Below are 24,725 nucleotides of genomic sequence, written 5' to 3'. Positions count from 1 at the left end.
TGTCGCATGGATCGGCTAAAAAATACTAATATTATTAGTATTTTTTATTATTTTTTCTGGATTGCCACGCTCATTTCATTCGCGTAGCTCAGACGATTTGGTATCCACGCAACAATGCCTCGCAATGATGACTCTTGATCCACACGAGAAATGCCATCACACGACATCGAGCGTTTTTTCTAATCATCCACATCGGAAAATGCATCATTATCATTAAGCTCATCATCTAATTCTTGAGAAGATTGGTTATTTTCATCATTAGATTTGAAATTACCTAAATCTTTTTACTGTTTAAGGTTTTAACTGATTTTAAAGTCTCAACAGGGATAATAACTATTATGTTTTTATTTAATTCATCAAAATATTCTGTAGTTAAAGAATCTTTAAGCACTCCTGAATATTTATTGCTTTTGCTGCTTGCTATGAAATCCTCTAAAGATTTACTTTTATAATAATTTTCAGATGTAAAAATCATTGTTATAAAAAATATCACGGCTGAAATAGCAGCTCCTACTGCAAAACCGGCTAATAATCCCAAAAATCGATCAATGAAACCATTCCTCATAAATGAAATTATTGCTAGGAATTTATAGACGATAAAAATGCATAAGATTAAAGAAATAATATAGGATATAACCCCGCTACTTATTACTCTTACAACCTCATTATGTACGTATTTGCTTATTATTTGCGAAATATGTGGATATAAGAAATATGTTAACATTATCGAGGTAATAAAACCGAGTATTCTTGTCGAAAAACCTATTATCCCTTGGTATAATCCAAAAAACGAAAAAAGTGTGATAATAGAAAAAATAGTAATATCAAAAAATGTGATCATTATTGTTAACTTCTATTGAATAATTGAATTTAAATCTTATATACTTAATAAATAACTATTATAATACTAGTTTTATTATGAATGATAAGATCTTTTATAACCTATCCGGTAAAACACTAGTTTCAACACCTTATGTAATTACAAAAGGTATCTACCATAAATCCTTGATTTATATGTTATCACATACAGAAGAAGGTGCAATAGGATTAATGTTTAATCGTTTAGTAAATCATATAGATTTAAAATCATTTTTTAAAATAAAAAATGATGAAATAGTAAATCCTGTTATGGTGCCTATATATCTTGGCGGACCTGTAGAGCATGAAAAAGGATTCTTTTTACATTCCACAGATTATAATAAAAACTTATTATTAGATTTTCATAATGATTTAGCAGTAAGCTCTAATTTAGAAATTTCAGAAGATATAGCTTTCGGTAAAGGACCTAAAAACAGCTTATTAATTGTAGGATATACTGGGTGGAAAGCAGGGCAGCTTGAAAAAGAGCTAGAAGAAAATCTATGGCTAGTTATGGATTGTGATAAAGAATTTATTTTTGCTGATAATCCTGAAAATAAATGGCATAATGCATTAAAGCATTTAGGCATTGATGAGGCACATTTCTCTTCCCAAGTAGGAAGTGCTTAAGTCAGTGTTATTGCATGGATAACGAATCGTCATTGCGAGCAATTGAAAAATACTTTTCGATCCATATAACAAAAAAGTTACAGGATCACAGATCATAAGTATAACAACGCATTTTAGAATAAACATAAACAAAAAATGATTTCGATATTTAGCAAATTAAAGCAAGGTTTATCTAAGACCTCAGGTAAAATATCAGCAGGTATTAATAAGATATTTTATAAGAAAAAACTAGATGCAGAAACATTAGAGGAGCTGGAAGAGCTATTAATTTCAACTGACATGGGAAGTTTGGTAGCAGCTAAAATTATCGAAGATTTTAAATCGCTCAAATTCGATAAAGAAGTTGAAACTACCGAAATAAAAGAAACTCTAGCAAATCTTATTGAACAGCAATTATTAGAATCAGAAATTCCTTTCACTTTAAATGAAAATAAACTAAACGTGGTTTTAGTATGTGGTGTTAATGGTGCAGGTAAAACAACCACTATCGGTAAGCTTGCTGCAATGTATGGAATGCAGGGTAAAAAAGTAGCAGTTGCCGCATGTGATACGTTCAGAGCCGCCGCCGTAAATCAGTTAGATGGTTGGGTAACCAGAGCAAAAGCTTTGCTTATTACCGGCGAAGAGGCAGCAGATCCTGCAAGCGTTGCTTACAGAGCAGTAGAAGAGTCAATTAAGCAAAATATCGATATACTTTTTATTGACACAGCAGGCAGACTTCACAATAAAAAGAACTTGATGGATGAGCTTACTAAGATTGTGAAAGTTATCAAGAAAGTAGACGAGGACCTCCCTACTCATAGCGTTTTAGTGATAGATGCTATTACTGGACAAAATACCTATAACCAAGTGGAGCATTTTAACGAGGCTACTAATTTAACCGGTCTTATTGTAACCAAGCTTGACGGTAGTGCTAAAGCTGGCGTGATTGTCGGGATAGTGCAGAAATTTAATTTACCGATATATTTTATTGGTATAGGCGAACAGATAGAAGATTTGAAAATATTTAACCGACACGATTTTGCAAAAAGCTTAGTGGGGTTATGAGTTTAGGTGTCATCTAGTTGCTTGTCCACGGATCCAAAAAATAATAAAAGATACTAATTTTATTAGTGTTTTTAACTGGATCCCGCTACAAGCTCGCGGGATGACAACTGGAAAACTGATTCACGCAACAAAGCCGCCACGGGATGACAAAAGCTAATCCATGCAGACAATGCCTCCTCGCAATGACGAAAACCTTTACCTATCATTTTTAGGTAAGCCTAAGCAATAATGTTTAAGAAACTTTCCATCGCTACTAATTAAATATACAAAATTAGAGTGTTTTAGTTCATATTTACCGGTTTCTGTATCAAATGTTTTTGGCTCAAAAATACTTTGAATTCATTAGCAACCTGCGTAATATCATCTATTGTACCGGTTAAACCTATAAAATTATTATCTATATTTTCAAGATATTTTTTGAGTACTTCGCTTGTATCATTTATTGGATCTAGAGTAATAAATACTGTCTGCACTACGATATTTTCTTTTTGTAAAATCTTTATAATATCCTCTATCTTTTTCAATGCATTCTCATCATCTAACGAGTAAGTAACGCCAAAGTAAATTAGGCTTAGATGTCCTTTTAAATCTTTATCATTAAAAACTTTCCCTTTTTGATTCTTAAGAGCGAATTTGATGGCTTGAGAATTATTTTTATCGCTAACTTTCGTATTAATATAAATCTGAGATGGTTCAAACGAAGAGTAAAATAAATATAGATATATTATGCCAGTGATTACAGCTAAGGCTATGAAGATTTTTATTAGGTACATTTGGTTTTTATGTTTTTTCATACCCTGCCGAAATTAGTTAACGAAAATATATTATTAAAATTTATACATAATTAGAAATAACTACAATTATAAAGCTTATTAGTCTAGTAAATAAAGTAAAAATAATCATACATGCGTATAAATATTGCAATATTTGTTTAGTGTTATTTTTATCACATCAAATCTTTTTAGTTAAGATTTATTAATTAATTTATCTAAATTATTAAGCTAATCTAAAAGTTTAGATTTAATTAGAAAAAACAACTAAGTAATAGGTTAATTATGATCAATCATCCTAAACACCCTAAACATCCTAGATATATTGAGAGAAACAAATAAGCTCTACAAATAGCTCATCCCAAGAGTCTTTTAAAACTGTATTAAAAAGTGATGAGTTTTCATTCGTTGGTAAGCTAAATGATGCTATTAAAGACTTTTATCAAGATATAAAAAATAGTAAGATTTTAGATATAAATCAAATAAATAACATAGAAAATCTAAAAGCTTTTTTAAAATCTATTAAAGATGCTAAGATTCAAAATTTAAAGGATATTACAGATACATTAACAAACAATATTCATTGTATATCTTTTAAATCTTTAGATATGTCTAAGATCATACTTGATAGTATAAGTAACTTTAAAAAATTAGTAAGTTCGATTAGTGAGCAACAAGCTAAATCTCTTTGGACTTGTATTACAGCATTTAAATCTATTGATGAAAAAAGTTTTACTGAAGTAATATATAGTAAGCTACTACATAGCCAAATAGCACCTATGCAAGAACAGAGTGCTTATAATTCGTTAGGGGAGTTATTAATAGCAACGCATGGATCTATCGCTTTTCATAATAAACAAGATGAATTGTACAAAAATCAATTAGCTGAAATTTATTGTCAGCATGCACAAGTTGTAAGTATACCTTCTGCAATAGATTTATATAAAAAAGCTGCTGCACTAGATTCTGTTAAAGCAAATACAAAACTCGGTAACATATATTTACAGCAAAGAGAATATGCAAAAGCATTAGAATATTTAAGAAAAACTAAATGTATTGATGATGAGGAAAAAGCATTTAATGGATTAATCGATGATATGATGCATAACTCTCAGATAAATAATAGGAATTTAGCAGATGAGTATTTATTGCAGGCAGGATATTATAAAAAACACAGCAGAATAGATGATGCAACAAAAGCTTATCTTATTGCTATAGGTAAAATGGAAGGAATAGTTGAGCCTAAGGATTACTTAAAATTATCTGATATATATAGAAATCTAGCAAATACAGTTTTACCGAATAATAATAATAAAACAGAATATTTTATGCAAGCTACAGGATATAAGGAATTAGCAGAAAAATTTGATATTCCTCAAAATATAGAGCAAGATACATCTGTAGATTTCTCACGCCCTATTTACAATCCTAAGGATGTTTTACTAAGTGGTGACGATTCTGATTATTACTCAGACTCAGGTAATTAAAATATCTTAATATAATTTTTATAGACAAGTAAAAATGAGGTGATAGTATAAAATAAATATATTTAATTACAAATTAGATATGACTCAAGATTATCCAGCTGATGATACAAAAAAAATTGTTGAGCAAATAAAAGATGCTTTAATGGGTATTAGCGACTCGCTTGTACTTGAAAGCACAGAAGTAGAAGAGCTTTTTGAGGAGTTGAGCCAAAATGAAGATTTTGAATATGAGATAGAGCAGATACTTGCTATCTTAAATGAACAAACTATGGATTTAACTCAACTCCAATCACAAATTATTTTATTGATCCGCAAATATTTAGGTAAAACTAAAAATCTAAAGCTTAAAATGCTGAAGATGGATGAAAAACTTATCAGTAAAAATATTTCCGAAGTCAGTAACTATTTAATGCATCAACATTCCAAAATTGTTAGAGATGCTAATAAAAACCTTGCAAACCCGAAAGATAAATTACAAGGCTTAACTAAGCAGGCAAGAATAGACCTAAAGCGTTTGATCAAAAGTTTTGCTGTTTATCAGATTTATATGTTTATGAATCCGAAAAGGATAGCCGGTGAGACAAAATTAATGAACTTTGCCTATAATTTTATTAGAGGTGGAATGAAATTAGCCCAAAAATATGAGGGTGGAAAGCCAAGAGATATCAAATCATATTCCCCTAAACTTATTAAAAAGCTTGAAAGAGCTCGTGCCGGTTTTAAAAAAAGCGGCGGTATTTCAATTTAAATATTGTCTTCTTCTACAAAAGCCTTATAGTTTAATAAAATTAATTCAATTATTATGGAGAAAGCACTTTCAACTTAAATCATTCATGCGAACTTAATATTGAAAAATTAATAACTTGGATACATCTTGGTTGCGGCTCTGAAGAAAAACACCATGCTCAAGCTGTAGAAATTAATATAAAACTAATTTTCGCTACTCCTCCACTAGCTACTCAAACTGATAATATCGATGATACCATTTGCTATGCAGAAACTGTAAGACTGATACAAAAGATTTGTCAGGAGAATCGCTTTAATCTTATCGAATATTTAGCAGCCCGAATATATGATATTATTTATCATGATCTTATCAAAACTAAATCAGAAAAAGTTTTTTTAAAGGTAACTGTTACTAAATTAAAATCACCAGTTTCAGGAGTACATGGCGGGGTCTCTTTTTCTTACTCAGGGAAAAATAGTATATGATTTATATTTCTATAGGCAGTAATTCAGGCAACAGATTTTTAAATATTAGAAGAGCTCTAAATTTACTCAAAAGCTATGGTTTTGTACTACTTAGGCAATCTATTATTTTTGAGACGCAAGCTATTCTACCACCTAACGCAGATAGTAGTTGGGATAAGCCATATTTTAACATGGTGGTACAAGGTACTACTGCTTTATTGCCCAATGCATTGCTAACTGTGCTTAAAAAGATTGAACAGCAAATAGGCAGAAAAGACAATTATGATAAATGGTGTCCACGAGTTATTGATCTAGATATTTTACTTTGGGATAATTATTATATAGATTTACCAGATTTAAAAATACCTCATTCCCAATTATTAAATAGACCGTTTCTTATTCATCTTATTGCAAGCTTGAGCATAGAATGCCGTTATATTTGCCCTGATAATAACCTCTATAACGATAAAACTTTTGCAGAAATAGCCCATTTAATCGAAAATCAAGGGGTTATACGCTCACTTATTTTAAATCCTCAATTTGTTGGTATTTTAAATATTACTCCTGATTCTTTTTCTGATGGAGGTTTGAGTTTTCATAAGGAAGATGCCGTTAAGAATTTTGTACATTTAATGGATGCAGGATCTAGTATGATCGATCTTGGTGCTCAGTCAACACGTCCCTCTGCTTTTATGATTAGTGAGGATGAAGAATATACTAGGCTTGATAGTGTTCTTGAAGAGCTAAAAGGAGTTATAGAAAAAACAGAAGCCCTTATTAGTATCGATAGTTTTTCACCTGAAGTGATAAAACGAATTCTAAAAAAATATCCCGTTCATTGTATTAACTTAGTTAAAACTAATTTAGATAATGATACATTACGATTAATTGCAGATTATAATTGTAAAATTGTTATTATGCATTCGCTAACCGTTCCGCCACAAAAACAGCAATGTCTTGATTTTGATAAATCTCCGATTATTAGCTTAAATATATGGGCAGAGCAAGAAATAGTAAAATTAGAAAAATGTGGATTTGATAGAAAAGATATAATTTTTGATCCTGGTATAGGTTTTGGAAAGTCTGTTTACCAAAATTTACATATACTACAAAATATTCAAGAATTTAAAAAATTAGGATGTGAGATATTAGTTGGTCACTCAAGAAAATCTTATATTTCTGCTTTCTATAATTCTATCGCAAAAGAAAGAGATTTAGAAACAATAGCAATATCAAAATATTTAGCTGAAAATGTGGTCAACTATTTACGAGTGCATAATGTTGAAGATCATCAAAGATTTTTCGCAGCAAAGCAAATAGTTAAAACGTCAGTATAGGATAAAATTTTTTAAAGTCTTATCCTAAATTTAATTTGGAGGTTCTTATTATAAAAATTACCGGCATAATGGCATGCGATCCTACCGGAATAATAGGTCTGAAAGGTCAAATGCCTTGGTCTTACCCTAAAGAATTTGAGTATTTTTATCAAATAGTGAAAAATAATATTATAGTCATGGGGCATAAAACCTTTGACTCATTGCCTTCTAAAATCTTGCAAAACTGTATTTGTATTGTCTTTTCAAAAAATATACCTACTCAATTTTTCGATAATGGCGTGTTTTTTGTGAAATCTTTGGATGAGTTTTGGGAAGTGATAAAGCTTTTTAGCGATAAAAAAATTTTTATGGTTGGAGGTGCAGAAATAGCTACTTTTTTTCTAAAACAAAATCTTATCGATGAGTTTCTACTAACAAAGATAAATAAAGACTACGAAGGTGATACTTTTTTCCCTCTTGATCTTTTAGAGGGTTGGGATTCAATGATGATCGATAAAACAAACGATTATAAAATTTACAAATTTACTAAACATTAATAATAAAAGGAAGTAACGTGAAATTTTTAGAACAGCTCAATACAGATCTTAAACAATATAATCTTTTAAATCACCCATTTTATCAATTATGGAATATGGGAAAACTTAGTCATTCTACTTTACAAACTTATGCAAAAGAATATTATCATCATGTTGCAGCTTTTCCACGCTATATAAGTGCAATACATTCTAAATGTAGTGATATAGAAACTAGACAGATATTACTTGGTAATCTTATAGAAGAAGAACAAGGAGACGAAAATCATCCGGAATTATGGAAACGTTTTGCTGAAGGGTTAGGTTGTTCAAGAAGCAGTTTTACTTTAGAACCTGAACTAAACTCAACCAAAAAACTTGTTCAAGGTTATTTTAAATTAACAGAAAAATCTTTTGCTGAAGGTCTTGGTGCTCTTTATGCTTATGAGCGTCAAACTCCGGAAGTATCTGACTCCAAAATTCAAGGATTAAAAAAATTCTATGGAATTTCAGATTACAAAACATTACAATTTTTCACTGTTCATAGCGAAATTGATCAATGGCATACTCAAGAATGTGCAAACTTGATTGAGGATTTAGACGCAAAGGAACAAAAATTAACATATCAAGGAGCAATAGAAGGAGCAAAATTGCTATGGCAATTTCTTGATGGCATGAATATTGTATCTAAATAATTTAATTTTAAATGAAAAATATTTTCTTACATTCTTTAATAGTTGAGAATTATCGTAATTTCAAAAATCTCGAGCTAAAAACCGATAACATTCCAATAACTATTATTGGTGAAAATGGCAGTGGTAAAACTAATATCTTAGAAGCAATATCGCTTTTCTATCCAGGTAGAGGTTTAAGATCAGCAAGGCTTGCTGATATATGTAGAGAGTCAGAAGATCATTGCTCTGTTAGGGCTTTATTGCAAAGTAAGCTTGGGCTTGCAGAGTTTAGCACACAAATCAAACGCATATCCAATAGAAGAACAACCGAATATAATAATTCTAAGATCGCCAATAATGAGTTAAGTAAATTTACCAGTATGGTATGGCTTACTCCTCAAATGGAAGGGATTTTTACAAGTGGTACTAGTGATAGAAGAAAATTTTTTGACCGAATAGTTTATAATTTTGATCCAAAACATGCAGAATTAGTTAGTAAATATGAACATTATATGCAGGAGCGGAATAAAATTCTAGCTGAAGATATGTGGGATAATAATTGGCTTAAAACTATTGAAGAAAAAATGGCTGACACTTCAATCTACATTGCTAATAATCGTCTCAAAACTTTAGAGTTTATGCAGCAAGCAATTGATGAACTTGAAAACGAATTCCCAAAAGCTGAGTTATCAATTGATGGCATGGTAGAGCAGAAAATATTAAACGGCGAAGAAGATGTTGTTGGTTTTATTGCAGCAGAGCTTCATAAAACAAGAGATAAAGACAAATTACTTGGTCGCACCAGCTTTGGAGTCCATAAAAGTGATTTTTTGGTTAAGCATAAATATAAGAATATCTTGGCAAAATTTTGCTCTACTGGTGAGCAGAAAGCTATTTTAATTGCAATAATACTTGCCGAGATGAATTATGCTATAAAGTTAACTAAAACAGCTCCTATTTTGCTTTTAGATGAGGTATTTGTTCATTTAGATGATAGAAGACGAAACTATTTAACCGAATTTTTTATAAGCATCAATCTACAATTATGGGTCACAGCCACCGATTTAAAAGGAATAGAAGAGTTTGGAAATAAATCTCAGTTGATTAAATTATAGGCGTTGCCAGCATAGGTTAGTTTTACTCCTGTCACCCCGTGAATAAATCACAGGGTCTAGTTAAAAAATACTAATATTATTAGTATTTTTTATTGTTCTTCTGGATTCCGTGGTTAAGCAACTAGATGACTACCTTAGGGCGTTTTTCGATCCACGCTGGCAATGCCTACACGGGATGACCAAAGTGGAACTGATCTACCCAAGGAATGCCTCCTCGCAATGACGCAAAATACTGTTATGGAATTAGGACACTAATTGAAACTCAAATTTCAAGAGTTAAGCGATGTATCGGTTTATCTCTATTAACTAAAAAAATATCATCACAAAAACGTGAACAATTGTTATTACCATCGCTCAATACTTAATTTATACCGTTATTAACTTGACGGTGCCGAAATTAGGCTATATATGGAACAGAAAGGCAACAAATGCATATGAAATCACGAGAAGAGTTTCTAATCATGAGAAAAACATCTTGCTAAATACAGAATATAAGCAAAAATATGAAGAACAACAAAAGTTAAAAAATTTAACAGAAGCATACATTTAGATTTTAAATATCTGTAAGATTAAATCTTCGGGCTGTTGAAAAAGTCTACAATGATTTAAATATATTACAAAATATAAACTCTTAGTTTACGCTAAAATGCGTTTATTTAGTAAAATTTTAAGTTATTACATAGAAAGGATTAGGTATAAAGCACTTTTTCAACAGTCCGTCTTAACTTCTAAAGACCGATATTTTAGTTTTTTCTTAAGGACCATTAGATGAAAATAATTCTTATTATTCAAAATCCTACATTTAATTTATTTGAAAGTTTTTATAATGAAATTAAACAGGATAAATTCTTTGATGTACAATTTATACTTATCCCATGTGAAAATAAAAACTATGTATTCAATAATATCGAAGAGCTAGCTAATTATTTTGACGAAAGAAACATACCGTATGTAATGGGATATAACTCATGTTCAAAAGAGTATATAGATATTGAATCTTTTTCTCCTGATCTTGTTATATATCAAATTTTATACGATGACTATAGGCAATCCGAATTGTTTCATTCTACTCATGTTGCTCAGTACGCTCGCATTGCACATATTTCTTATGGTCTTAACATGATAAAACATACGGGTCTCTACAAGGGATTGTTAGAAAAAAATCCTTTTACAAAAGTAATGTGGAAAATTTTTGTAGAAAATCAATATATAGAAAAAGAAATCAATCAAAAAATGCCTGAAAAGGCAAAAGCTATAGGATACTTAAAATGTGAAAAATATTTACACAATTATGAAGATTTCCCAAAACGTTGGAGTCTTTCGAGAGAAAAATCTTTCAGAATAGTCTGGAAACCTAGATGGACAGGAACATCAGAGAGTTCTAATTTTTTAAAATATCTTGATTACTTTATTACTCTTGTTAAAACTGATAGTAATATTGACTTTGTATTTTATAGTCATCCATTGTTAGAATGGCAATTGGTCGAAAATACAAAAATTATGAAGCGTCATTCTTATAATATGCTTATTAAGGAATTATTGTGTTTAAAAAATTTTAGGATTGAAGATAGTGGAGATTTCTTAGATACTATAATGACTGCAGATTTGTACATAGGTGATTTTAGCTCTACTATGGCAGAGTTCTTTTTGACAGGAAGACCTATCATCTATACTCCTGTTAAAAGTTCTTTAAATGAAATTGGAAAAATGATGCAGCAAGGTATGTATACTGCGAATAATAAAGAAGAATTACATGGTTATATTATGAATATAAAAAATAAAAATGATCCTTTATCTTCCATTAGAAAGGATATTAAAAATATTGTAAGTTTGCCAGTTCAAAATAACCAATTTGCTCGCTATTTAGTAGATTATTTAAAAGGTAATCCTCCCCAAAAACAATCGATGGCACCGTCAAGTTAATAAAGGTATAAATTAAGTATTGAGCGAACGTAAGGGATGATATATAGAATAGCAGTAATAATTTATCTCTCAATTTTACCGTTGTACAAAGATTACTGGGTAATTATTCAGCTCCAAATTGTCATTTTACAGTGATGTTATTTTTGAGGGGTAGTCTTACTCCTATAACCCCGTGATTTATTCACGGGGTCCAGTTAAAAAATACTAATAAAATTAGTATTTTTTATTATTTTCTGGATACCGCAGGTACAAGCAACTAGATAACACCGAGTAGAGTAAATTATATAGCAACTTCAGCAAAACGTTATTAATTAATATCATGATGATCTTGCATATTGGTGTCTTCACCCATAGGTGGTACAAATTCAGCAACATCTGAAGTAGTTTGATTAGTTTCGCTTATTTCCAAACTTAGTGAGCTATTAAGTTCTCCTAATTGTTTAGTCAAGAATTCCAATTCTTTGTCAATATAATTACCCGAATCTGGTTTATTTAGTTTTAATAATACTCGCCGAGTAAAGTCTTGTATGAAACTTTCTCTTTTTGTTAATAAGTCATCTGTATTTATTTCACTAAACTGCCGTTCAATAATTTGACTATTAAACTGTGTAAATGCTTGTAAAAATATTTGTATATTTTGATGTTTAGCATTAGCCTCAGCATTATTAAAACATTCATTTGCCTCAATTTCTTGATGTAATTTAACTAATGAACAACCCTTATAAAAGTTATATAAGAAGATATTGTCAGCTTCCTTAGCATATTTTAAAGCTTCATCAAAAAAAGCTATAGATTCCTTATGATCATTTGTTTCTTCTGAATAATATAAAGCAAGACCTTTACAGTAATTAGCCTCGCCTGTTTTATTTAAATTGTCTAAAGCTTCTGCTTTTTCCCAATAAGCGTCTTGTAAACTGATCTTCTTTGGAGTTAAATATCCCTTGTCAGAAGTAATAAATTCGTCAAAATTTACAATAGCTTCTTCGTTTTTACCCATCCTTTTTAAAAGTTGTGCTTTATAATGATAAGTTTCAGTGACAATTCTATCGTTATCGCTCATATTTCTTTCATGAGTCATCAATTCATCATAAACTGCTATTGCTTTATCAAACTGTCCTGCTTCTTTTAAAATATTTGCTTTTTCCCAGTAAGCTACACATGAAAACTTATTATATTTTATGGCTTCATCAAGATTTTGCAAAGCTTCATCAATTGCTTTCAATTTTTCTAATAATAGAGCTTTATAACAATAAGCTTTTGCAAGAGATTTATTATAATAATCAAGTTGATTTTCAAACATCACTGTTGTACTTTCTGAAATTTGAAAATTATCTTTTTGTTTTATGGCTTTTATAGAATGCCATTGCTTTATCATATTGCTCTTCAATTTCAAAAACATTTCCTATAGCTAAAAATGGTTCAACATCAAAATTAAGATCAAAATGTGTTTTTCCACTCTCATACTTTACGTTTCCACATTCGAAAGCTTTCTTATAGGCAAACATTGCTGTTTGATAATCACCCTCATTAAATAATTTATGACCGGCTTGAAGATAGTGTTGTTCCTTAATTGCAACTTCTTTAAATCCTCGAGCATAAGGTGGCATATATTCATTTATTATGCTCAACATAGTTGCTACTACTTCACTATCATATGTATTTTCTAAACTTACTGATTCTTCCTTAATAATATTTGCTTCTTTTTCCTCTCTTAAATATTCTGCTCTTCTTTTTGCTTCTTGTGCTTCCATGATATTTTTTAATCTATCAACTTCTTCGTTAGTTAATTTCTTTTTCATAATTTTATCTAATTTTAATATATTGTGAGTGATAAAAATCTATTACTAACTATCGCAAGAAAAAGCAAGAAGTTTTTCTAATAATTCATCACTTCCCTATACAGAAATTCTTAAATATCTCGCCGAGGATTTCTTCAACATCAATAATGCCTGTAATAGCACCTATTCTACGCATAGTCATTCTGATATCTTCAGTTGCTAGAACTAAATCATTATCAAGGTTAAAATCTTTTAGATAGGCAAGAGCTTGCTTAAGGTGATGGCGATGGCGTTCATTTGTTATATAAGGCGTTTCAGTAAAACCTGCCATATTTTCAGCAATTTCTTCAATGTTTTTTAATATACTTGGTAAAGCTATATTGTTTTTAATTGAAACCTTTAAGCATCTATATTTATTTTCTATATTAAATATTCTATTTTCGGGAATAAGGTCAATTTTGTTTATTATTACAATAGTATTTTCATCAATCAAACCTGTTATATCTTCATTGACTGTAGAGTCTAAAGTCTCAGCATCGAACATCACAATTTTAATATCGGCTTTTTTTGCTGAATCTATTGCCCTCTTTATCCCCTCTTGTTCTATAACATCATTGCTTTCGCCTCTTATACCTGCTGTATCTTGCAAAATAATAGGGTATCCGCCTATATCCAAATGCCCCTCAATTATATCTCTAGTAGTACCTGCTATATTTGAGACAATTGCAATATCTCTTCGCATCAGGAAATTAAGTAGGCTAGACTTGCCAGCATTTGGTGGTCCTATAATTGCAAGCTTTAATCCACTTCGGAGCAACTCCCCTTTTCTGTTATCATTAAGATATTCGGATATTGTGTTTATAAGTGTTTTATGAGTATTTGTAACATCTTTTAATACACTTTCCGGTATATCTTCATCAGGAAAATCTATATATGCCTCAAGTAAAGATATAATCCGCAGCAATTGACTTCGCCAGCTATTATATAGCTCTTCAAGTGCTCCCCCTGCTTGCCTAATTGCCTGTTTATGTTGCATAATTGTTTCAGCATTAATTAAATCGGCAATGCCCTCTGCTGCAGTTAAATCGAATTTATTATTTAGAAAAGCTCTTTTAGTGAATTCCCCTGCTTCTGCCAAACGAACACTAGGTATATTCAGTAAAGCATTCGTAAGCATTATAGAGATGGCTTTACTACCGTGCGTATGAATTTCTACCACATCTTCGCCGGTAAAGCTATTAGGTGCTTTGAAATAAACAACCATAGCATTATCGATTAAGTCATTGCTTTCTGGGGAAGTAAGTTTTTGGTAATACATAAAGCGTGGTTTAAAATTAGATTTACCAGTTAGTAACTTTAAAACTTCTAAACTTTTAGCTCCAGAAACTCTAAAAACTGCTACCCCTGCTTTACCAAAGCTAGAGCTTTGTGCAAATATCGTTTCCATTTTTTTAATACTCCTAATATAAAACGATGTCACCTTAATAACTCTTCTACAAAGCTTTAAAGCAGAAGAGTATTGTTTATTAAATAATATATAATATAATAACAAATTAAATAAGCTATATTTACTTGAGAAAATCATGACGCCAAAAACACCTCTTTTAGATTCCGGTCGGTTAAACTGTCAAATACCAAACCATAAAGCTAAAATTTTAGAACTTAGCAAAAAACAGGAGTCAAATTCTTTATATGTCGAATTTATTGAAAAATTTTTAAGTTATATTCCTATTGATTATGATTTTGAGAATAAACAAAAACTATTTTTTGATTTTGCCGATGAAGCTTTTAACTTTTTTAAGTATAGAGAAAAAGGCGAGAGGAAAATATCAATAACAAATACTGTTATTGAAAACGATCCAGCAATAAATGTGTTAATATTGCTTGATAATAAACCGCATATTGTTGATTTTATCGTATGTCTTCTTAAGAATAAAGCACTGCAAACTAAATTTTTGCTGCATCCGGTAATAAAATGTACTCGTGATAGTAAAGGCAACCTAGAAAAAATACTAGAAAATTCAGCCGCAGAAAAAAAATCAGAATCTATATTACATTTAACAATCCTCGGAAATTTTGATGATAGTGCAGCTAATTTACTAACAAAAGCTATAAATGATAGGCTAGATGAGCTTGAGGAAAGCCATAATTCCTTGCCAAATATGCAGGCAAAGCTCCAAGATTTATCTAAAAATATAATCGATAATGAGAAACTGAATTCCGTAGAGGCTAAAGAATTTTTAAGTTGGTTACAAAATGATAATTTAATTTTATTAGGTACTATTGATTTTGAAGTAAATTCTACAAAATTAAGTAATAAGATTGGGACAACAAAAATATGGCAAGAAGTAAAAGATGAGATTGAAGACATTGTAAAATGTTCCGCTAGCCCATTATATCAAAACCAGCTAATAATACTTGGTAAAATAAATAGTGCCTCGTTTATTCATACAGATAATTTAATTGATTATATTTTAGTAAAGAAATTTGACTCTTTTGGTGAATATATTTCAGGAAGTATAATTTTTGGTATATATAACTCAAATATGTATTACCATTCAATAAGTAATATCCCAATTCTTAGGCAGAAATTTAACTTCGTAATAGGGAAAGCTGGTTTTGCATTGTCTGGTTATAATGCTGATAAGTTAAAAATTTTAATGGAGTCCTTACCTCGTGAAGCTTTAATTCAAATTGATCAAGGTGATTTATATTGCATGTGCTTACATATGCTTTCTAGTATGATGAGTAAGAAGCTTAAATTATTCATTCAATATGATTGGTCTAGTTCTTTTTTAAATATTATAATTTTCTTACCTAGAGAGCGTCTAACTTCTGAAATACATAACATGATAGATTGTTATTTAGCTGAGAAATTCGGCAGTAAAATCCTATCTAACTATATCACTGAAGTAGTAGGCAGCTTTTCTTATCTTTTTGTCACCCTTGAAGCACAAGATAAGCATAAAATAAATTTTGAAGCGGAAAAAATTCAGCAAGATTTAGATCGTATTTCTAGATGTTGGAGTGAAGATTTTTATTTGAAACTTTCTAAAAAATTTGGTGAATATCAAGCAGGAATTAATTTTAAATTATTTGATAATATTTTTCCTGCTGATTATAGGCAAAAATTTTCTCCTGAAATAGCTTTAACAGATATTGAATATTTAACTGAAGCAAGTAGGAATCAAAGACGCATGTTTAATTTGATTGCTACAGGTGAATCAGAATTTTATCTAAAAATATATAGTCCAGGAGTAAGTCTTGCTCTTTCTAATATATTACCACCAATAGAAAATTTAGGCTTTAGTGCAATCGACGAACAGAGCTTTGTAATTAAAGAAGTCGGTGAGATTAAAGAAAGCTGGATATATAATTTTATTTTAACTTCCGTAGTACCAGTAAAAGATAATATTCAAGAGCTAAAAATAAATGTTGAAGAAGCCTTAGACAAAATGGTTCTTGGCATGCTTGCTAATGACTCTTTAAGTAAATTAATAGTACTTGCCGGTTTTAACTGGAAGCAAGTTAAACTAGTCAAAGCTCTAACAAGATATTTACATCAAACAGGTTTTAGTTACGGCAAGGGTTATGTGCAATTGACACTTCTTAAACATCCTGAATATACGAAAAAATTAGTAAATCTATTTGATATAAAATTTAACCCTAAACATCTCGATCACGACTTCAAAGATATCAAAAAACAATTAAATGATTATTTATTAAAAGTTGAAGTAAGTAGTGAGGATAAAGTACTGCGTAGTATGCTTGGTATTCTTGAGGCTGTTACTAGAACAAATTACTATCAACCTAACAAACATTATTTTTCATTTAAGTTCGATTCCTCTAAAGTCCCCCATTTACCTCAACCGATCCCATTTGCTGAAATATTTGTTTATTCAAGAAGTTTTGAAGGAGTACATTTAAGAGGTGGTCCTGTATCACGTGGAGGACTTAGATGGTCAGATAGAGCAGAAGATTATAGATATGAAGTGCTTAGGCTTATGAAAGCACAAATGACTAAAAATTCTGTTATAGTACCTGTTGGTTCTAAGGGCGGTTTTTATCTTCACTTTACTGATGAGGGAATGAGTCGTGATGAATATATGGCAAAGGTCGTTGAGTGTTATAAGAATTTCCTTAGAGGTTTACTAGATATTACCGATAACATAGTTGATGGCAAGGTAGTACACCCTCAAGATATCATTATTTACGATAAGGAAGACCCATATTTAGTAGTTGCTGCCGATAAAGGAACAGCTTCATTTTCAGATTATGCTAATAGTGTTTCCAGAGAATATAATTATTGGCTTGATGACGCTTTTGCTTCAGGCGGTTCTGCCGGTTACGACCATAAGAAAATGGCTATTACCTCTAAAGGTGCTTGGATTTCAGTAACTAATCATTTCAAGACTTTAGGTATAGATGTACAGAAAGACCCTATCACTGTCACAGGGATAGGCGATATGTCTGGTGACGTGTTCGGTAATGGGATGCTTCGCTCGAAAGCTATTAAGCTAGTTGCTGCTTTTAACCATAAGCACATATTCATTGACCCAAGCCCTGATCCTTTAACAAGCTTTAATGAGCGTTTACGTCTATTTAATTTAAAAGGTTCTAACTGGTCTGATTATGATAGTAAGCTGATTTCTAAAGGCGGCGGGATATTTGAGCGTAGTAGCAAGTCGGTAAAATTATCACCGGAAATTAAAAAATTACTCGATGTAAATGATAGTGAAATATCACCTGAAGAGCTAATTAAAGCTATTTTAAAAGCTGAAGTTGATTTGCTATGGAATGGCGGTATAGGCACTTACATTAAAGCGAAAACAGAGAATCATTTAGAGATCGGCGATAAAGCGAACGATAATTTAAGATGTAATGGTGAAGAAATTAGAGCAAAGGTTGTTGCGGAAGGCGGAAATGTCGGTGTATCGCAACGAGGCAGAGTTGAGTATGCCAAAAAAGGTGGACGCATCAATACCGACTTTATTGATAATTCAGCAGGTGTTGATTGTTCTGACCATGAAGTAAATATTAAAGTTGCTTTTAGTAATTCTGTTGCTTCCGGTAAGGTTACTTTAGATGAGCGTAACAAGCTGTTAATTGATATGACAAAGCAAGTTGAAGAATTGGTTTTAGAGGATAATTATAAGCAAACCGAAGCAATAACGATTATGCAGTTATCGCCTACCTTAACAGTCAGTATATTCAGTCAGTTTATAGATATTTTAGAAGAAGAAAAAATATTAGTACGTGAGAATGAATTTTTACCAACTTCCGAAGAATTAAACAGAAGAGCCATAAACGGGGAAGTATTAACTCATCCTGAACTTTGCTTATTACTTTCATATAGTAAAAGATCGGCTTCTCATGAATTACGTAACTCAACCTTTTCTCATGATAAATATTTCGATTCTTATCTTGTAAATTATTTTCCTAAAATAATGCAAGAGAAGTTTCGTGAAGAAATTTTATCTCATCCTCTTAAGCATGAAATTATTAAAACTGTTGTAATAAATAAAATAGTTAATCAGCTTGGTGGACCACTTATTAGCATAACAAAACGTGAAACTGGTGCTCCTCTTTGCGACATAATAAGATCATATACTATTATTTGTGAAATTTTTGAACTTGATGATATATGGGAAAAGGTAAGCAATCTAGCTACTAATATCGATTATAACATTAAGATTGATATGTTTACTGAGATAACAAAATTAATGCGTCGTGGTATTTCTTGGGTTATCAAAAATTTAAAACATCCAATTAATATTAGTAAAACCATAGAAGAGTTTAAAAAACCTGCACAGAATCTAAGAGAAGTAGTAGGTAATTTACTAGCCGGAGAAGCAAAAATAAAGTTTGAAGAAAAGTTAAACTATTATGTAAGTAACGGAATAGACAAATCATTTGCTAAAGATATTCTTACCTTTGATAGTTTGATTTCGGTATTTGATATAATACATGTAACGAAACAAGTATCAGGTAATGATGAAGAAATGGCAAAAGCTTATTTTACAATCGGTAATATGTTTAGTTTAGACTGGTTACGTAAAACTTGTGATAGACAATTAAACGATTCATATTGGCGTCGTTTGGGTCTACAATCCTTAAAAGATGACTTATATGACAAACAACGTAGATTATTAATAAAAATTATTAATAAATCTCAAACAACTATTGATTTAGATTTATGGATTGATAATAATAAAAGTTTAATTAAGAATTTTCTTGATTTTATTAAAGAAATTAAATCTCAGGAAGTTATAGACTTAAATGTAATAATTTTAGTAAATAAAAAATTCGAAATATTTTTACAAAAACTTGAATAATTATGCCATCAATGCTTAAGCAGACCAGATTAGATTTGGGTAAAACCTTAAACCAAGTATCTCTAGATTTAAAAATTAGAAAAAAATATTTAATAGCTTTAGAAGAAGGGAAATTAGATGTTTTACCAGGGGAAGTATATGTAAAAGGTTACCTAAAATTATATTTAGATTACCTTAACATAATAGATCGTAATGCTGAGCAGTTAGAAACTAAAAAAAATAATGAACAAGAAAAATTATTAAGTAGAAATAAAAATAAAGCCTTAGTAAATTATAGATATAAGAAGCAGTTGATATTTATGTCTATTGTAATGTTATCTATTATTATAATAATTTATCCATTTATAGAGTTAGCTTAAAAAATGAATAATGAAATATTAATGAGCTTAATGCAACAAGTAGAGTATAGGCTTGATAATCTATTAAATGTGCTTGCAAATAATCAATATGAGATCCATAGATTACAAAATGAAAATAATCAACTAAGAAATGATTATGTAAGAATATTAGATCAGATTAACATTTATGTTAATGAACTTGAAGAAATAAAAAAATTACAAAAATAATTATGGCAATTGTTACGATAACATTAAATAATAAAAACTTTCAATTATATTGTAATAGTGGTGAAGAGGAAAAATTATTATTTTTAGCAAATAAATTAAATGAAAAAATAAGCGAAATCAAAGCAGTAAATCCTGCTGCATCATTTGATTTGTTGCTTGTTATAGCCCTACTTAATGCTCAATCCGAAATAACACATCTTGCTAATAAGATTGAGACCAATAGTCTTCAAAAAAATTCCCAAGACGAAGAAAAATTTGCAGAAACCGTATCCACTATAGCAGGTTATCTAGAAAACCTTGCACGCAAGATGGAAAAGTGATATATTAACGTTTGGCTGCTTGGTTCGTGAGCTTAATATTAGCCTAGGACTACCACTAACTTTAGGACATCGTCCCTGTCTAATACTCATTTAAGTTTAGATATATGAAGTCCACCTTTACATAAAGGTCTTTGAAGGATTTTAAGTAACGACTAAAGCGGTCATTTGTCATCCCGTGGCTTGACCACGGGATCCAGCATAAAGCGAGAAATCGAGCTTTTAATATTCGTATTCTTTTACTAGATCCCGTGAATAAATCACGGGATGACAGAAGTGAAGTTGCCATGGGATGACACCGAAAATAACATTACACCTCTAAAATGAAACAAAAAAAATCTGCTAATAAAGTGCTTGGTGCTTTTTTAGGTACCATCATTGAATATTACGACTATAGCCTATACGGATTTTCTGCTGCAATTATTGCTGAAAAATTCTTCTCCCCTGCTACGGATCAATTAACAAAACTTGTAAATGTTTTTGCTGTATATGCTGTTGCATATCTGTCAAAGCCTCTTGGAGCTTATATATTTGGGCGTATAGGTGATAAATATGGCAGAAAAAAAGCTCTTAGTTTCACGATTATTGGCATTATAATCCCTACCTTAATAATAGGGTTATTACCTGACTACTCTACCCTTGGAGTTTGGAGTACGATAATCCTTGTTTTATGCCGTTTTATGCAAGGCATATTTATTGCAGGTGAGTATGATGGTGCTGCAATTTACGTTATTGAACATTTAGGTCCAAAATACCAATTTACCGCTTCAGCTATCACTAGATGTACAGGAGTTATTGGATTATTATCGGGAATTGGGGTAACTAACTTCTTTAATGCACATATCTTTCCTGATTGGAGTTGGCGTATTCCATTTTTATTAAGCGTACCATTAGGGCTTGTAACTCTTTATTATCGTCAGAAATTCGATGAAACCCCTGAATTTAAAAAGGCTGGTAATAATAATTCTATTCAAAAATTTAATGTTTTGATCAGAAAACAATGGAAGAATATTTTGCCTCTCATATTTTTAGCAGGAGGTTTTGGGACAACATATCAAATTGCGATCATTTTCATGAAGCAATATTTACCGCTTGTGCTGCTTGCAACCGGCGTTATAATGAGTTCCTTTTCGGTATTAGTAGTATTATGCTTTGCTGTTTTTATGCCAATCGCCGGATTTATTGCCGATCGTATTCGTGTTAATATAGTATTAAAAACTGCCCTCATATCTACCATTATAGCAAGTATAATTTTTACGATAGCGGTAGAGTATCAAATGACTAATTTGGGGCTTTTTGCTAGCTTAATGCTAGCTGCTTCAGTTGCTCCGTTTAATGCTCTTGCTCATAGCGTGGTTATTAAATCTTTTGCAGTTAGAGAGCGTTATCGTGTCATAAGTTTTGGGCATACTATAGGCTCGATGCTAATGTCTGGTACTGCTAATTATGTATGTCTATTGGTAATAAAAAAATATAATTTTACCCTATTCCCTATTTTATATATTTGCATTTTCAGCGTACTAGCTTACTCTATGACTGGGTTATTTGATCGTAAAACAAAATGAAAAATCAATTAAGATTTCTTTTTAAACATCTCTAGCATTCTTTTTGTGACTATGAATCCGCCAAAGATATTGATAGATGCAAGCAGCGTTGCAAAAATCCCTAGCAAGCCAGAAAAACCAAAAGCACTACTACTTGCTGCTATCATAGAACTTAACACTATAATACCTGAAATAGCGTTAGTGATTGACATAAGTGGAGTGTGTAATGCTGGAGTTACTTTCCATACTACATAATAGCCTACAAAAGAAGCTAGTACAAAAACTGTTACAGCAAACACTAAAGGATCAATAGTAGAAGCTGCAACTTGCAAGCTGCCATCTATCACTAAATCTTTTAATTTATCTGATAGTTCTTGGGTATTTTGGGCAATTTCACTAGCTTGCTTAGCTATTATTGGTAATTGATTCATATTTTTTCTCTTAAAATGTTGTTTAACGTCGTGAGTTAAGCCTACTGTGTCATCCCGTGGAGGCATTGCCCACGTGGTCCAGTAAAATAATAAAAAATACAAATAAAAAAAGCTCGATTTATCTCGCTTTATGCTGGATCCCGTGGTCAAGCCACGGGATGACACAGATAAAGCCTATTTACCCAAACTTCTCGTTCACAATTTTGCCATCCTTAGTAACCAACATAGACTGCACTAACTCATCATCCATATTAAGTTTGCCGTCTTGGAGTGCATAATTTAAAAAATTATATAAATTCTTAGAATATAATTTTGAGCTATCAGTTGCAATTTTAGCAGCAAGGTTTGATAAGCCTATTATAGTAACGCCATGTTTAGTAATGATTTTATCGAGTTCCGAGCCTTCAACATTTCCACCCGTTGCGGTTGCTATATCAACAATAATCGATCCATGCTTCATTGATTTTAGCATTTTGTCTGTAACAAGCAAAGGTGCTTTTTTTCCAGGAATTTGTGCAGTAGTAATAACTATATCATAGTTTTTAATGATTTTTGCTAAAAACTCTTCTTGCTTGACTTTATAGCTTTCAGAGCTTTCCCCAGCATAACCTGATTTATCTTGTAGATCCTCTTGCAGTTTTGGCGAAACAAATTTAGCCCCTAAACTCTCTACTTGTTCCTTTGTTGCAGATCTTACATCGTATCCTGCAACGACGCTACCAAGTCTTTTTGCTGTTGCAATTGCTTGTAGCCCTGCAACACCGATACCAAGTATTAGAGTTTTACAAGGTGAAACAGTGCCTGCTGCTGTCATCATCATTGGAAAAGCTTTGGTATAATGATAGCTCGCTTCAATTACCGCTCTATATCCTACTAGGTTACTTTGTGAAGATAGAGCATCCATATTTTGAGCTTTGGTAATTCTTGGTACTAATTCCATTGCAAAGCTAGTAAGATTTTTTTTAGCTGCTGCTTTGATATATTCGTGATTCAAATAAGGCGATAGAAGCCCGATAATAACAGCCCCTTTTTTGGCAAATTCAAGCTCGCTATATTTATCGCTAACAGGCGATGGTTGAACCTTTAATATAATATCAGCATCAGAAATAATTTCGAGTGGTACAGCCGATATTTTAGCACCTACTGCTATATATTCTTTATCAAGAAAGCCAGCATAAACCCCTATATCTTTCTCGACAGTAACGGCAAAGCCTTTTTTAACCAAAAGGCTAGCTACTTCAGGCGTTATAGCAACTCGTGTTTCGTGCTTTACTTTTTCTCTTAAGGCAACAATTTTCATAAATACTATTTGTTTTAAGTATATAACTAAGGTATTTTAAACATAATTTACAATATAAAACAATGAAAATGAAAAAGATATTTTTTTTAATTATCGTTTATATTTTTACAAATTCGATTGCGGCATTTGGATCAGATGATAAAGCGGCTATTTTAGAGCTAAAAACATATTTGAGTACGATGAAATCGATTGCAGTAGATTTTACACAAGAAGATTCTAAAGGTAATATAACTCAAGGAAAATTATTGATCAGTAAGCCTTATAACTTCAGATGTAATTATTACCCTCCTTTCCCTATAATTATAGTAGGTACTAAAAATTTTGTATCAATGTATGATTATGATATGGAGCAAGTAAGCCGTATTGCTAGGGATGAAAATATATTTAATTTTTTACTTGAGGATAATGAAAATTTCGACAAAGATTTTGTAGTTGAATCATTTGTTAATGAAAAAGAGTTCTCAAGGATTAATATTTATCACAAAGTAACAGAACGACATAGTGAAATTACTTTAAATAAAGCTAATAAACAAATTGAGTTGCTTAAAATATTTGAGGATACTAATGTAGTAACCATTAAATTTGATAATATAGTCAAAGTACAAAAATTTGATGAAGATTTATTTAAGTTAAAAAATCCTGAAATATTTGGTCCACCTAATAGGTTAACAAAATCAGAAATAGAAAAAAAATATGTTGTTTCTTCTAGCTAAAAAGGTTATGTTAATTATGCTAGTAGTGGGCATCGTGCTTATTTAGTTGGTCAGGTCCGAGAGGAAGCAGCCAGAGTAGGATTCGCTGGGTCACTACTAGTAACAGTTTTCCGTCATTGCGAGAAAATTACGAAGTAATTGACGAAGCAATCTCGTAAAGCAGGAGTATAAAATTCCTGAGATTGCCACGCTCCTTG

The 24,725-nt window shown here is 31.0% G+C and carries 21 protein-coding genes, 1 other RNA gene and 2 pseudogenes; 17 read left to right on the top strand and 7 right to left on the bottom strand.

The window, feature by feature from the left end; genetic code table 11:
- Nucleotides 1-179: 179 nt before the first annotated feature.
- Nucleotides 180-841: pseudogene (locus tag AAHF54_RS07290) on the bottom strand (CvpA family protein).
- 77 nt (nt 842-918) lie between these two features.
- Between AAHF54_RS07290 and AAHF54_RS07285 the strand changes: the two are divergent.
- Together AAHF54_RS07285 and ftsY are read left to right on the top strand one after the other, a co-directional pair.
- Nucleotides 919-1,488, top strand: a complete 570-nt coding sequence (locus AAHF54_RS07285) for a YqgE/AlgH family protein (protein ID WP_011476723.1) — start codon at nt 919-921, stop codon at nt 1,486-1,488.
- Nucleotides 1,489-1,623: 135 nt separating this feature from the next.
- Nucleotides 1,624-2,535 carry a signal recognition particle-docking protein FtsY gene (ftsY, locus tag AAHF54_RS07280; RefSeq protein WP_342170003.1) on the top strand — a complete coding sequence of 304 codons (912 nt, stop codon included), beginning with the start codon at nt 1,624-1,626 and terminating at the stop codon, nt 2,533-2,535.
- A gap of 195 nt (nt 2,536-2,730) precedes the next feature.
- Here the strand turns inward: ftsY and AAHF54_RS07275 are convergent.
- Nucleotides 2,731-3,329: pseudogene (locus tag AAHF54_RS07275) on the bottom strand (SCO family protein).
- 584 nt (nt 3,330-3,913) lie between these two features.
- Between AAHF54_RS07275 and AAHF54_RS07270 the strand changes: the two are divergent.
- The 8 genes from AAHF54_RS07270 (at nt 3,914) to AAHF54_RS07235 (ending at nt 11,544) form a co-directional block, all read left to right on the top strand.
- Complete coding sequence (locus AAHF54_RS07270; protein ID WP_342170002.1) at nt 3,914-4,792, top strand: hypothetical protein; 879 nt, start codon at nt 3,914-3,916, stop codon at nt 4,790-4,792.
- Between the two features lie 79 nt (nt 4,793-4,871).
- Nucleotides 4,872-5,540, top strand: a complete 669-nt coding sequence (locus AAHF54_RS07265) for a DUF5394 family protein (RefSeq protein ID WP_342170001.1) — start codon at nt 4,872-4,874, stop codon at nt 5,538-5,540.
- Between the two features lie 98 nt (nt 5,541-5,638).
- Nucleotides 5,639-6,004 carry a dihydroneopterin aldolase gene (locus AAHF54_RS07260; protein ID WP_341789247.1) on the top strand — a complete coding sequence of 122 codons (366 nt, stop codon included), beginning with the start codon at nt 5,639-5,641 and terminating at the stop codon, nt 6,002-6,004.
- Nucleotides 6,001-7,320: a dihydropteroate synthase gene (folP, locus tag AAHF54_RS07255; RefSeq protein WP_341788576.1), complete on the top strand. Its 1,320-nt coding sequence runs from the start codon at nt 6,001-6,003 to the stop codon at nt 7,318-7,320. Before AAHF54_RS07260 ends, folP begins: the two co-directional genes overlap by 4 nt.
- A 68-nt stretch (nt 7,321-7,388) precedes the next feature.
- Complete coding sequence (locus AAHF54_RS07250; RefSeq protein WP_341788575.1) at nt 7,389-7,856, top strand: dihydrofolate reductase; 468 nt, start codon at nt 7,389-7,391, stop codon at nt 7,854-7,856.
- A 17-nt stretch (nt 7,857-7,873) separates the two neighbouring features.
- Nucleotides 7,874-8,527 (top strand): CADD family putative folate metabolism protein, encoded by a 654-nt coding sequence (locus AAHF54_RS07245; protein ID WP_341788574.1) that lies wholly within the window; start codon nt 7,874-7,876, stop codon nt 8,525-8,527.
- Between the two features lie 11 nt (nt 8,528-8,538).
- Nucleotides 8,539-9,621 carry a DNA replication/repair protein RecF gene (recF, locus tag AAHF54_RS07240; protein ID WP_341788573.1) on the top strand — a complete coding sequence of 361 codons (1,083 nt, stop codon included), beginning with the start codon at nt 8,539-8,541 and terminating at the stop codon, nt 9,619-9,621.
- A gap of 768 nt (nt 9,622-10,389) precedes the next feature.
- Nucleotides 10,390-11,544: a hypothetical protein gene (locus tag AAHF54_RS07235; RefSeq protein WP_341788572.1), complete on the top strand. Its 1,155-nt coding sequence runs from the start codon at nt 10,390-10,392 to the stop codon at nt 11,542-11,544.
- 307 nt (nt 11,545-11,851) lie between these two features.
- On the opposite strand, the gene AAHF54_RS07230 is transcribed toward AAHF54_RS07235, so the two are convergent.
- The 3 genes from AAHF54_RS07230 to mnmE all read right to left on the bottom strand — a co-directional run bounded on the left by AAHF54_RS07230 (nt 11,852) and on the right by mnmE (nt 14,769).
- A complete protein-coding gene (locus AAHF54_RS07230) occupies nt 11,852-12,919 on the bottom strand; it encodes a hypothetical protein (protein ID WP_341788571.1) in 1,068 nt (355 codons plus the stop codon).
- Nucleotides 12,873-13,343, bottom strand: coding sequence for a hypothetical protein (locus tag AAHF54_RS07225; protein ID WP_341788570.1), 471 nt, complete (start codon nt 13,341-13,343; stop codon nt 12,873-12,875). Before AAHF54_RS07225 ends, AAHF54_RS07230 begins: the two co-directional genes overlap by 47 nt.
- 88 nt (nt 13,344-13,431) lie before the next feature.
- Nucleotides 13,432-14,769 (bottom strand): tRNA uridine-5-carboxymethylaminomethyl(34) synthesis GTPase MnmE, encoded by a 1,338-nt coding sequence (mnmE, locus tag AAHF54_RS07220; protein WP_341788569.1) that lies wholly within the window; start codon nt 14,767-14,769, stop codon nt 13,432-13,434.
- 136 nt (nt 14,770-14,905) lie between these two features.
- On the opposite strand from mnmE, the gene AAHF54_RS07215 reads away from it, so the two are divergent.
- From AAHF54_RS07215 to AAHF54_RS07195, 5 genes are all read left to right on the top strand, one after another.
- Nucleotides 14,906-19,657, top strand: coding sequence for an NAD-glutamate dehydrogenase (locus AAHF54_RS07215; protein ID WP_342170000.1), 4,752 nt, complete (start codon nt 14,906-14,908; stop codon nt 19,655-19,657).
- Nucleotides 19,658-19,659: 2 nt separating this feature from the next.
- Nucleotides 19,660-20,016 (top strand): helix-turn-helix domain-containing protein, encoded by a 357-nt coding sequence (locus tag AAHF54_RS07210; RefSeq protein ID WP_342169999.1) that lies wholly within the window; start codon nt 19,660-19,662, stop codon nt 20,014-20,016.
- A gap of 3 nt (nt 20,017-20,019) precedes the next feature.
- The gene (locus tag AAHF54_RS07205; RefSeq protein WP_012151542.1) at nt 20,020-20,223 is read left to right on the top strand and encodes a hypothetical protein; all 204 of its coding nucleotides are present in this window, start codon (nt 20,020-20,022) and stop codon (nt 20,221-20,223) included.
- Between the two features lie 2 nt (nt 20,224-20,225).
- The gene (locus AAHF54_RS07200) at nt 20,226-20,543 is read left to right on the top strand and encodes a cell division protein ZapA (RefSeq protein WP_341788566.1); all 318 of its coding nucleotides are present in this window, start codon (nt 20,226-20,228) and stop codon (nt 20,541-20,543) included.
- A 320-nt stretch (nt 20,544-20,863) separates the two neighbouring features.
- Nucleotides 20,864-22,105, top strand: a complete 1,242-nt coding sequence (locus AAHF54_RS07195; protein WP_342169998.1) for an MFS transporter — start codon at nt 20,864-20,866, stop codon at nt 22,103-22,105.
- An 8-nt stretch (nt 22,106-22,113) separates the two neighbouring features.
- Here the strand turns inward: AAHF54_RS07195 and AAHF54_RS07190 are convergent, their stop codons facing one another.
- On the bottom strand, nt 22,114-22,515 hold the full coding sequence (locus tag AAHF54_RS07190; protein ID WP_341788564.1) for an NAD(P) transhydrogenase subunit alpha: 402 nt from the start codon (nt 22,513-22,515) through the stop codon (nt 22,114-22,116).
- Between the two features lie 178 nt (nt 22,516-22,693).
- Complete coding sequence (locus AAHF54_RS07185) at nt 22,694-23,815, bottom strand: NAD(P) transhydrogenase subunit alpha (protein ID WP_341788563.1); 1,122 nt, start codon at nt 23,813-23,815, stop codon at nt 22,694-22,696.
- Between the two features lie 68 nt (nt 23,816-23,883).
- Here AAHF54_RS07185 and AAHF54_RS07180 point away from each other — a divergent pair, with 68 nt between their 5' ends.
- Together AAHF54_RS07180 and ffs are read left to right on the top strand one after the other, a co-directional pair.
- Nucleotides 23,884-24,528, top strand: coding sequence for an outer-membrane lipoprotein carrier protein LolA (locus AAHF54_RS07180; protein ID WP_341795212.1), 645 nt, complete (start codon nt 23,884-23,886; stop codon nt 24,526-24,528).
- A 14-nt stretch (nt 24,529-24,542) separates the two neighbouring features.
- An RNA gene (gene ffs, locus AAHF54_RS07175) (signal recognition particle sRNA small type) lies at nt 24,543-24,636 on the top strand.
- Nucleotides 24,637-24,725: the final 89 nt, after the last annotated feature.

The organism is Rickettsia endosymbiont of Seladonia tumulorum (genome assembly GCF_964030815.1).
Lineage (GTDB): Bacteria > Pseudomonadota > Alphaproteobacteria > Rickettsiales > Rickettsiaceae > Rickettsia.
This window is presented reverse-complemented; position numbering and strand designations above follow the sequence as displayed.

Excerpts from the sequence above, each read along its gene's own strand:
- AAHF54_RS07210 (WP_342169999.1), top strand. The coding sequence starts at position 19,660 with ATGCCATCAATGCTTAAGCAGACCAGATTAGATTTGGGTAAAACCTTA.
- AAHF54_RS07285 (WP_011476723.1), top strand. The coding sequence starts at position 919 with ATGAATGATAAGATCTTTTATAACCTATCCGGTAAAACACTAGTTTCA.
- AAHF54_RS07225 (WP_341788570.1), bottom strand. The coding sequence starts at position 13,343 with ATGAAAAAGAAATTAACTAACGAAGAAGTTGATAGATTAAAAAATATC.
- AAHF54_RS07190 (WP_341788564.1), bottom strand. The coding sequence starts at position 22,515 with ATGAATCAATTACCAATAATAGCTAAGCAAGCTAGTGAAATTGCCCAA.
- AAHF54_RS07215 (WP_342170000.1), top strand. The coding sequence starts at position 14,906 with ATGACGCCAAAAACACCTCTTTTAGATTCCGGTCGGTTAAACTGTCAA.
- mnmE (WP_341788569.1), bottom strand. The coding sequence starts at position 14,769 with ATGGAAACGATATTTGCACAAAGCTCTAGCTTTGGTAAAGCAGGGGTA.
- AAHF54_RS07185 (WP_341788563.1), bottom strand. The coding sequence starts at position 23,815 with ATGAAAATTGTTGCCTTAAGAGAAAAAGTAAAGCACGAAACACGAGTT.
- folP (WP_341788576.1), top strand. The coding sequence starts at position 6,001 with ATGATTTATATTTCTATAGGCAGTAATTCAGGCAACAGATTTTTAAAT.
- AAHF54_RS07200 (WP_341788566.1), top strand. The coding sequence starts at position 20,226 with ATGGCAATTGTTACGATAACATTAAATAATAAAAACTTTCAATTATAT.
- AAHF54_RS07180 (WP_341795212.1), top strand. The coding sequence starts at position 23,884 with ATGAAAAAGATATTTTTTTTAATTATCGTTTATATTTTTACAAATTCG.
- AAHF54_RS07270 (WP_342170002.1), top strand. The coding sequence starts at position 3,914 with ATGTCTAAGATCATACTTGATAGTATAAGTAACTTTAAAAAATTAGTA.
- AAHF54_RS07250 (WP_341788575.1), top strand. The coding sequence starts at position 7,389 with ATGGCATGCGATCCTACCGGAATAATAGGTCTGAAAGGTCAAATGCCT.
- AAHF54_RS07205 (WP_012151542.1), top strand. The coding sequence starts at position 20,020 with ATGAATAATGAAATATTAATGAGCTTAATGCAACAAGTAGAGTATAGG.
- ftsY (WP_342170003.1), top strand. The coding sequence starts at position 1,624 with ATGATTTCGATATTTAGCAAATTAAAGCAAGGTTTATCTAAGACCTCA.
- AAHF54_RS07230 (WP_341788571.1), bottom strand. The coding sequence starts at position 12,919 with ATGATAAAGCAATGGCATTCTATAAAAGCCATAAAACAAAAAGATAAT.
- AAHF54_RS07195 (WP_342169998.1), top strand. The coding sequence starts at position 20,864 with ATGAAACAAAAAAAATCTGCTAATAAAGTGCTTGGTGCTTTTTTAGGT.
- recF (WP_341788573.1), top strand. The coding sequence starts at position 8,539 with ATGAAAAATATTTTCTTACATTCTTTAATAGTTGAGAATTATCGTAAT.
- AAHF54_RS07235 (WP_341788572.1), top strand. The coding sequence starts at position 10,390 with ATGAAAATAATTCTTATTATTCAAAATCCTACATTTAATTTATTTGAA.
- AAHF54_RS07265 (WP_342170001.1), top strand. The coding sequence starts at position 4,872 with ATGACTCAAGATTATCCAGCTGATGATACAAAAAAAATTGTTGAGCAA.